The sequence below is a fragment of the Vibrio sp. PNB23_22_6 genome (assembly GCF_052877535.1).
In genome coordinates, this window is record NZ_JBNFXP010000029.1 from 39695 (window position 1) to 49072 (window position 9378).

10 protein-coding genes and 1 other RNA gene are annotated in these 9378 nt (G+C 44.3%); 5 read left to right on the top strand and 6 right to left on the bottom strand.

What is annotated here, in order from left to right:
• Position 1: 1 nt before the first annotated feature.
• The 3 genes from ACVA54_RS17555 to smpB form a co-directional block, all read right to left on the bottom strand.
• Positions 2 to 1210 carry an integrase domain-containing protein gene (locus ACVA54_RS17555; protein WP_446649809.1) on the bottom strand — a complete coding sequence of 403 codons (1209 nt, stop codon included), beginning with the start codon at positions 1208 to 1210 and terminating at the stop codon, positions 2 to 4.
• Between the two features lie 199 nt (positions 1211 to 1409).
• Positions 1410 to 1776, bottom strand: a transfer-messenger RNA (tmRNA) gene (gene ssrA, locus ACVA54_RS17560).
• 67 nt (positions 1777 to 1843) lie between these two features.
• On the bottom strand, positions 1844 to 2329 hold the full coding sequence (smpB, locus tag ACVA54_RS17565; protein ID WP_099081209.1) for an SsrA-binding protein SmpB: 486 nt from the start codon (positions 2327 to 2329) through the stop codon (positions 1844 to 1846).
• Positions 2330 to 2448: 119 nt separating this feature from the next.
• Between smpB and ACVA54_RS17570 the strand changes: the two genes are divergently transcribed.
• Together ACVA54_RS17570 and ACVA54_RS17575 are read left to right on the top strand one after the other, a co-directional pair.
• Positions 2449 to 2892, top strand: coding sequence for an SRPBCC family protein (locus tag ACVA54_RS17570; protein WP_099081210.1), 444 nt, complete (start codon positions 2449 to 2451; stop codon positions 2890 to 2892).
• Complete coding sequence (locus tag ACVA54_RS17575; protein ID WP_446644453.1) at positions 2882 to 3235, top strand: RnfH family protein; 354 nt, start codon at positions 2882 to 2884, stop codon at positions 3233 to 3235. The genes ACVA54_RS17570 and ACVA54_RS17575 overlap by 11 nt, the downstream gene beginning before the upstream one ends.
• 64 nt (positions 3236 to 3299) lie before the next feature.
• On the opposite strand, the gene bamE is transcribed toward ACVA54_RS17575, so the two are convergent.
• From bamE to nadK, 3 genes are all read right to left on the bottom strand, one after another.
• Entirely contained in the window at positions 3300 to 3659 is a 360-nt protein-coding gene (gene bamE, locus ACVA54_RS17580; RefSeq protein WP_099081212.1) for an outer membrane protein assembly factor BamE, read from the bottom strand.
• 253 nt (positions 3660 to 3912) lie between these two features.
• Positions 3913 to 5577, bottom strand: coding sequence for a DNA repair protein RecN (gene recN, locus ACVA54_RS17585; protein ID WP_099081213.1), 1665 nt, complete (start codon positions 5575 to 5577; stop codon positions 3913 to 3915).
• A gap of 165 nt (positions 5578 to 5742) precedes the next feature.
• Positions 5743 to 6627 carry an NAD(+) kinase gene (gene nadK / locus ACVA54_RS17590; protein ID WP_099081214.1) on the bottom strand — a complete coding sequence of 295 codons (885 nt, stop codon included), beginning with the start codon at positions 6625 to 6627 and terminating at the stop codon, positions 5743 to 5745.
• Positions 6628 to 6772: 145 nt separating this feature from the next.
• On the opposite strand from nadK, the gene grpE reads away from it, so the two are divergent.
• The 3 genes from grpE to ACVA54_RS17605 all read left to right on the top strand — a co-directional run.
• Entirely contained in the window at positions 6773 to 7369 is a 597-nt protein-coding gene (gene grpE, locus ACVA54_RS17595; protein WP_099081215.1) for a nucleotide exchange factor GrpE, read from the top strand.
• A 420-nt stretch (positions 7370 to 7789) separates the two neighbouring features.
• Complete coding sequence (locus ACVA54_RS17600) at positions 7790 to 9064, top strand: dicarboxylate/amino acid:cation symporter (RefSeq protein WP_099081216.1); 1275 nt, start codon at positions 7790 to 7792, stop codon at positions 9062 to 9064.
• A 237-nt stretch (positions 9065 to 9301) separates the two neighbouring features.
• Positions 9302 to 9378 (top strand): Hsp70 family protein (locus ACVA54_RS17605; protein ID WP_446581924.1); only part of this gene is annotated, 77 nt, incomplete at its 3' end.

Genomic DNA, 9378 nt, shown 5'->3' on the forward strand with positions numbered 1-9378 from the left:
GTTATTTTACTTCCTCAAATACAGCTGAGCTGATCAGTTCACTCCACCACGCCATCATTTCTCGGCGACGTTCAATATATTCCGAGCGGTTATATGCTCGGCGAACTTCGTTTTTGTCTAAGTGAGCTAGTGCTGTTTCAATAAGATCAGGGGCAAAGCCCTTATCATTAAGGGTTGTACTAGCAAGCGCCCGTAAACCGTGAGCGACGAGTTGACCGCCAAAGCCCATTCGTTTTAAAGCCATGTTGGCCGTTTGAGGGTGAGTATGCTTCGTGTTGTCACGATCGGACGGGAACACGTATTGGCAGTGTCCACTGACAGGCTGCATACGCTTTAAAATTTTGAGTGACTGTGCAGTAAGAGGGACACGGTGTTCAACGCGTTTTTTCATACGTTCAGCGGGGATGATCCAGAGGTTATTGTTGAAATCAATCTCACTCCATTGAGTCCCAGCAGCTTCACTAGGGCGTGTCATAGTGTGCAATTGCCAGAGTAAGAGATTACGCGTAGTCAGTGTGATGCTAGCGTTGTAAATACGCTCAACAAGCTCACCAACACGTTCCGGTGGTAGAGTCGCCATATGTTGTTTTTTTGGTGCAATAAACGCAGCTTTGATATTCGCTAGAGTATTAAAATCAACAATTCCGGTATTCGTCGCGAAGACCATAATTTCATTTAAGCGCTGACAAATGCGGCGGATAGTCTCGAAGTTTCCTTTGGCTTCGATAGGCTTGAGTGTGTCAATGACATCACGTGGAGTGATATCCCCGATAGGCTTGTTACCAAGTTTAGGGAACACATGGATCTCTAGTGAGCGCCATGCATCTAATGCGTAGTCGGCTGACACGGTGGTTTTTTTGATTTGCATCCATTGTTCAGCTGTAGCAAACAAACTGTGTTGTGCCGCCAATTCATTCGCGTTGATTTTCGCTTGAATAACATCCTGTGGATCATTGCCAACAGCGAGATCACTCAAAAACTGTTCTCGCTTCTTACGAGCGTCTGCAAGCGTGATAGCAGGATAGCTACCAATTTTAAGGTTGGTGCGTTTGCTGGTGCTTGGCTTTTTGTAATGAAACAGCCAAGTTTTGGTTCCGTTAGGTTTTACACGTAAGCGCAAGCCATACCCATCGCACAGAATAAACTCTTTCTCTTTGGGTTTGACCTTATCTACTTGTGTTGGAGTCAACGGTTTTACTGATATCGCCATACTCTATCTCCTTATTAGCGACATTCTTTGGGTGCATGGGTACACAATTTTTTAGACACACGACCCTGTGTACCTTCCTGTGTACCTATTATAGAGAGATTGGGTGAGATGGGGCAATATGCTTAGATACAAGAAAGCCCGCCAGGGCAATGCCTTAGCGGGCTTTCTGGACGCCCTAGGACGTCTTCGTATACGAATTTGGTGGAGCTGGCGGGAGTTGAACCCGCGTCCGAAAACCTTTCATCATTGGTACTACATGCTTAGTCGATCTTTGAATTCACCATCTACCTGCGAACCGACACGCTAGTAAATGACTATCCTGAATTATAATTCGCCGTTCATCTCTCAGGCGGGAGAATCCGGGCTAGCGCGTTTGGGTTTGATCTCTCGTTATTCCCCGTCTTACGTGCAGAAGCTAGGGCGAGAGAGCTCTGAGCAGGTTATTAAGCTGCTAGTGCGTAGTTTTCGTCGTTTGCGACTATTTTTTTGCGGCTTTTTACGTGGCCAACCGCCCCACGGCATGCACCTCAGACTTCTGAATTCCCGTCGAATCCTAAATCAGCCCCGAAGTGTTCCTTGCATACTACCAGAAAAGCGTTACTTGTCTAGCTTTGCAAGATTAAGTGCTCAAGATTAACGCAAGTTACTTTTCATGATACGAGCTTTATCTCGAGCCCAATCTTTTTCTTTCATATCAGTACGTTTATCGTGTAGCTTTTTACCTTTTGCTACGCCAATTTTGATCTTCACCCAAGAGCGAGACCAATACAGCGCTAAAGCGGCTAACGTCATACCTTCACGGTTGATGCGACCTAGAAGGTTGTCGAGTTCTCGACGACTCATTAACAGCTTACGTACTCGTGTCGGGTTGGCGACAACGTGAGTTGATGCTTGATTAAGGGGAGTGATCGTCATTCCGCTGACAAAGGCCTCTCCGTCACGCATGAACACATAGCTCTCTGCGATATTGGCTTTACCTTGGCGAAGGGCTTTCACTTCCCAGCCTTGTAGCTCCAAACCGGCTTCAATTTCATCATCAATGAAGTATTCGTGGCGAGCTTTTTTGTTCAGCGCGATAGTATTACTACCCGCTTTTTGTTTTGATTTTTTCTTTGCCATAATAGCCTCATTATACGGGTTGGATATCGGATAGGAAATCCTTTTATTTGCGCAATTGCCGAATAAAAGTAAAATTGGCTCATGCCTTTAACATTGTACGCGTATCGATAGGAGTGTATATGAAGCAAATCAGCCGTTCTGCCTTGGTGTCTTTTAGTGCAGAACAGATGTTCGCTCTGGTCAATGATGTTTCTAAGTACCCTGAGTTTTTGCCTGGTTGTTCGGGGTCTCGAATCATTGAGTCTTCGAGCAGTGGTATGGTGGCTTCTGTCGATGTGGCGAAAGCAGGGATCAGCAAAACCTTTACAACGTCGAATGAGCTTATTTCTGGTCAGGCGATCATGATGAATTTGGTCGACGGGCCATTTAAGACTCTGCGTGGTGGGTGGTTCTTTACGGCACTTGATGAGCAAGCATGCAAAGTTGAATTGAAACTTGAATTTGAGTTTTCAAGCAAGATGATTGAAATGGCTTTCGGTAAAGTTTTTAACGAGTTAACCCATAATATGGTGAATGCTTTTACCAAACGCGCGAAACAGGTATACGAGTGCTATGAGTATTGAGTCGGATATGATTCACGTTGAGGTGGTGTATGCACTGCCTCATGAGCAGCGTGTGTTCAATTTGGTGGTGAATAACCATACGACGGTTGAAGAGATCATTCGTCAGTCTGGTGTGCTTGAGCTCTACTCTGAGATTGATTTGAACAACAACAAGGTGGGTGTTTTTAGCCGTAATGTTCGCTTAGATGCGACGGTACGCGACAAAGACCGTATTGAAATTTATCGCCCACTGTTAGCCGATCCAAAAGAGATTCGTCGTAAGCGAGCGGAGCAGGCGAAAGCCGCCGGGAATGCGGACCATGTGACTGGCGGCAAGCCGAATACACTGCGTAAGAGCGATTGAGGCTTGTAAGAGTCACTTAATAAAAAAACCTCCCATTGGGAGGTTTTTTGTATAAAAAGGTCGGTTACTGAATCTGCTCGTAAAACGCGTCGCTTTTCGGGTAGTCACCAGTAATGTCTGCCAGTGTCCCTTGCTCGTTAAATTGTACGATAAGGTCTTTTTGCACTGGGTCACCGTGGCCAGGGGTGTGGTGGTAAATGTAGTACCAAGTATTTGGGTAGCCATTTTCAATCAGCATTGGTGAGCCAAGAACGAAGCGAACCTGTGCTTTAGTCATCCCAAACTTTAATTTATCAACCGCACTTTGCTCTACATAGTTGCCTTGGTTGATATCAATACGATAAACCAGTTTTTCCAATACCGAACATCCTGTCAGCAATGTCATTGCTAATGGTACGGCAACTAACCACTTCTTTAATTGCATAATAATTTCTTAGTAACCTTTAAAATACTGCGCTGATAATAAACAAGCTCGACGCAGATGTAAAAAACTATGCGTCGTATGGTAGGGAGTCAGACAACGAATTTTGAGTTGAGTTGCATTTATTCACTGATTTTGAACGGTAATTGCCGGAATATGACGCATTAATGTGCAATAAACAATGAAAGTGCAGAATAGGTAACGTGGCCGAGGTATAGAGCCATTGAAAGGCATCAATGGCTCAAAGTAAGGGGGGTTAAGCGGCAATAAGGAGTTCTTTTGCGTTTGCTAGTGTGGAATCCGTAATGTGGCTTCCTCCAAGCAGACGGGCCAGTTCCGCTACGCGCTGCTGTTCATCTAAGGCTCGCATTTGTGTCTCTGTTTGGCCGCCTTTGGTGTGTTTTGCAACAAACATTTGTTGGTGGCCACAACCTGCGACTTGCGGTAAGTGAGTCACACACATGACCTGAGTAGACTCGCCTAATTTACGCAGCATTTTCCCCACGACCGCAGCGGTTGGTCCACTGATACCTACATCGACTTCATCAAAAATCAGACTTGGAGTATCGACTTTCTGTGCTGTGATCACTTGGATCGCTAGCGAGATACGTGATAACTCACCGCCAGAGGCCACTTTCGCAATTGGTTGAAGCGGTTGACCAGGGTTGGTTGAAACAAGAAAGCACACGCTGTCCATTCCTAGTGGTGACGGATGCGTGTTTTCGTTACTTACTTCGATGCTGAAGACAGCCTTTTCCATGCTCAGTTCATGCATGCTTTGTGTGATCAGCTTGTTTAACTCTTTCGCGTAGCGGCTGCGTGACTTATGTAATTTTTCTGCTTGGTTTAAGAAGCTTTGGTATTTTTGTTCGACTTCTTGTGCCAGCTCATCCAGTCTTTCATCTGAGCAGTCTAATGCTTCTATCTGAGCAAGAAGATCTTGATGATGTTGGTAGAGCTCGTCAGGTATAACATGATGTTTGCGCGCCATCGACATGACTTTAGAAAAACGCTCTTCGACATAAGCCATACGACCCGGATCGACGTCAATGCCATCAAGGTAGCTGCGGAGTTCATTTTTGGTCTCTTCCAACTGGATCATCGCTTCAGCGAGCATGTTTGGTAGCTCTGCGAGTTTTTCATCCAATTCTGCTAGTTGAATTAGGGAGTGATTGGCCGATTGCAAAATACCAAGCGCATTGACTTCTTCACCTTCGTAAATAAGTTCGATGGCTTGTTGGCAGGTAGTGGCGAGTTCACCGCTATTGGACAGTCGTTTGTGCTCTTGTTCGAGCTCTGAAAATTCTTCTTCACCTAGCGATAACTCATTTAGTTCTTTGATTTGATATTCAAGCAACTGCTTTTGGGCCTGGTTTTGCTGGCTGTTTTCTTTTAGCTGCTTGAGGTTGTTGTCTGCCTGACGCCAATGTTGGTAGGCACTACGAGTGCTTTTCAATAAATTTAGGTGCCCTGCATACTGATCGAGCATGACCATTTGATGTTCGCTCTTCATCAGTTGATGATGTGCATGTTGGCCGTGGATGTTGATCAACAGCTGTCCAAGAGATTTGAGTTGTGAAAGTGGGACTGGGCTGCCGTTAATAAAGGCTCTTGAACGGCCTTCTTTGGTGATGATACGGCGTAGAATGCACTCACTGCCATCAAGCAGGTCGTTATCTTCTAACCACCGAGATGCGTGTACATTATTGTCCAGTAAAAAGGCTGCGCTGACTTCGGTTTTTTCTTCACCTTGTCGAACCATTCCTGCGTCGGCTCGTCCGCCTAAGCATAGGCCTAATGCATCGATAGCAATAGATTTACCTGCGCCTGTTTCACCTGTAATGGTGGTCATGCCCTTAGAAAGCTCGAGCTGTAAAGACTTAACAATCGCAAAATTATTAACACTTAGATGAGCCAGCATTTTTATTTACCTGTATAACCGAACAATACTGTATAAGAAAACAGTATATACTGTTTCTTTATACAGTAAAGTGATAAGGTGAAATTTGTGAGCGATTTCATTAATCGCTTTATTGCTGATATTAAAAAGAAAAACCGATGCACATGCATCGGTTTAGAAGAGGTATCAAAACAGTTTGCTCGACCAGCCGAGTTTGTTTCGTAGTACGTGATAATAACTATAGTCTTTTGGGTGGATCAATTTGAGGACATTCGGGCTTTGGTAAATATGAATCTCGTCACCAGGAGAGACAGGCAAAGATACTTGGCCATCACAACTGACTTCTTGAGAGCCTCTGTTTTCAGGCGAGACGATCAATTTGATGCGCCGTTTACCGTCAACCACTAGTGGTCGGCTTGAAAGGGTATGCGGAAACATGGGTACCAGCGAAATGGCATTCAAGCTTGGAGATAGAATTGGACCGCCACCAGATAATGAATAAGCCGTTGAACCCGTAGGTGTTGAAACGATCAAGCCATCTGCGCGCAGTGAAAATGCAAAGCTGTCATCAATGTAGACTTCAAACTCAATCATATGCGCGACTTGGCCAGGGTGTAACACTGCTTCATTGAGGGCTGCATTGTGGCTCTTTATCTGGCCATGGCGATGGACTTCGGCTTCAAGTAAAAAGCGTTCTTCCTCTATATACTCGCCGTTGAGTACGGTTTTTAATGCAGACTGGAAGTCATCTGGATTCAAGTCGGTAAGAAAGCCAAGATTCCCTCGGTTCACACCAATGACAGCCACGTCAAATCGCGATAGGATACGAGCAGCCCCCAACATGTTGCCATCACCCCCAACGACAATGGCAAGATCGGCATTTTTGCCTAGTTCAACTAAGCTAGCAAATTGGCTTTGCGGGATTTCGTCTAAAATGGCAGCAAGGCGATCATCGATAAAGACTTGGTAACCTTCGGATGTAAGCCATTCGTATAACTCTCTATGAGTTTGAATTGCCTGCTGATCTCGTGGTTTTCCGATAATCGCGATCACGTTACATGGGTTTTTCATAGCATTTCCGCATTAAAGAGGCTTGAATCAGGAATCTTCATCCCCATAATAATGGCAAGTTACCTAAATATGCGAATTTTTATGTGGTTAAAGCCCACAAAACGTGAGTGGCTTTAAGGACATTAAGTTGAATTCTGGAGATATCATGAGCAACGAAGAAAACAAAGTTACAGAAGAAGAGCTTGATCAAATCATCGAAGAAGCTGAGAAAGTCGAAGCGGCAGCTCAAGAAGCTGAAACAGAACTTGAAGAAATTGGTGATGAGAAAGACGCTAAGATTGCTCAACTAGAAGCAGCACTACTGTCTAGCGAAACAAAAGTGAAAGACCAGCAAGATGCGGTTCTTCGCTCTAAAGCGGAAGTAGAAAACATGCGTCGTCGTACGGAGCAAGAAATCGATAAAGCTCGCAAGTACGCTCTGAACAAATTCGCTGAAGAACTGCTTCCAGTTATCGATAACCTAGAGCGTGCGATCCAAGCTGCAGATACTGAAAGCGAAGCGGTTAAGCCTCTTCTTGAAGGTGTTGAGCTTACGCACAAGACATTTGTCGATGTTGTCGCAAAATTTGGTTTGAAAGAGATCAACCCAGAAGGTGAAGCATTCAACCCAGAATTCCACCAAGCGATGTCTATTCAAGAGAGCCCAGATCACGAATCAAACACAGTGATGTTTGTGATGCAAAAAGGCTACGAGCTAAACGGCCGTGTTGTACGCCCAGCAATGGTAATGGTTGCTAAGTGATAAGATAAGTCATTGATGTATCTATATTAAAATGCCCGCTATTCAATAGCGGGCGTTTTTGTTTCAAACATACTCTCAAGCATATTCACTCCTCTGAATATGCGATGAATTTGAAATTTGATCCTCTTCAAAGTTTTTCTTATTGGGAAATATTTTTCTTATAGGATACATCCTTTCTTTATATTGCTTACTTATGGAATGCTGTGTGTATAAGTGGCTGTTCTGATCTTTCTTTGGGATTTAATTCTGTATATGAATGTTGAACTAGAGATTTACTTTTGATGTTGCTCATTTACATTTCTGTAAAGAAAGTCTTTATTTCGTAACTCTGGCGTGTATTATTCGTGAGATCTGCCATAAAAATTGGCAGATGTAACTATAAAAACATAAATAGCAAACACAACATTTCGGAGATTTATGATGGATAAATCGCTTTCTAGTAAGATTTTTATTGGTTTGTTCGCCGGCCTTTTGCTGGGTACAGCTATTCAGTACTTATTTAGCGGTATTGCGATTTTTGATACCTATATCCTAGGTGCGGCAGAAGGGGCAGGCGGTATGTTCGTGTCGCTGATTAAGCTTCTGGTTGTTCCTCTGGTTTATGTATCAATTGTATGTGGCATTGTTGAGCTTAAAGACATTCGTTCTTTTGGTCGCTTAGGTGGTAAAACCTTTACTCTTTACATTTTGAATACCGTCGTTGCGATTATTGCTGCTCTTACTGTTGCTATGATTGTTCAGCCTGGTGCAGGCGCAAACCTTGCGGGTACGATTTCTGACTCTGTGGCACTTAAGTCAACAGAAACGCCAGACATCTTCTCTATGGTTGTGAACATCGTTCCAAGCAACCCAGTACAGGCATTTGCAAATGGCGACATGCTACAAATCATCTTTATGGCAATTCTGACAGGTCTTGCTATCCAAGCGCTTGATTCAAAGGGTGGCCCTGCGGTTCGTACTTTTAAGATGGCGAACGAAATTATGATGAAGCTGATTGGCCTTGTGATGAGTCTTGCGCCATACGGTGTATTCGCTCTGATGATTCAACTTGGCGCAACACTGGATGCGGGTACGCTTGCATCGGTAGCAGGTTATGTTGCTCTTGTGGTTTCAATGCTGGTGCTTTGGATCTTCGTGGTTTACCCATTGGCTGTTCAGATGTTTACAGGTATCTCTGCGCGTGAGTTCTCTCGTAAGACTCGTGAGCAAGTGTTGTTCTCGCTATCAACAGCAAGTTCAAACGCAACAATTCCTGTCACGATGCGCACTCTTACTGACAAGATTGGTGTATCTAAGTCGGTGGCTGGTTTCGGTGTTCCACTGGGCGCAACGATGAACATGGCGGGCGCTTCAATCTACATCGCAATTGCAGCTGTATTCTGTGCAAACGCATTTGGTCAGCCTATCGCGGTATCTGACTTGGTGACTCTAGGCTTCACGGTTCTGCTACTGTCTATCGGTGCTGGCGGTGTACCTGGCGGTGGTGTAGTCATGGTTGGTGTTATCCTTCACCAATTGGGTCTACCACCAGAAGGTCTAGCAATCGTTGCTGCAGTTGACCGTATCAACGATATGTTCTGTACCTCATCTAACGTAGTGGGTGACACTGCAGTTAATACGATTGTCGCAAAATCTGAAGGTGAGATAGGTAAAGAAGAAGTCGTTGAGGCTGAGCCTGCACAAGCAAGTGCATAATTTGCAATTCATTCTCATTAAAAGCGAGGTCTAAGGCCTCGCTTTTTCTTTTCAGTGAAAAAAAAAAGCATTTTTTTTATTTTCTCCCTTGAAAAGCCATTTGCAGCCCTTATCTATTGGGCATAAGAGAAGCAAACAACATTATTTTAGTTTGTGAGTAAGGGTTGAAACCCGATTCTACGTCCCCACATAGGGGATATAGCAAAACGAAAATAGAATTTATTCGGAGATAGCCTGATGGGTAAAATCATTGGTATTGACTTAGGTACGACTAACTCATGTGTTGCTGTACTAGACGGCGACAAACCACGTGT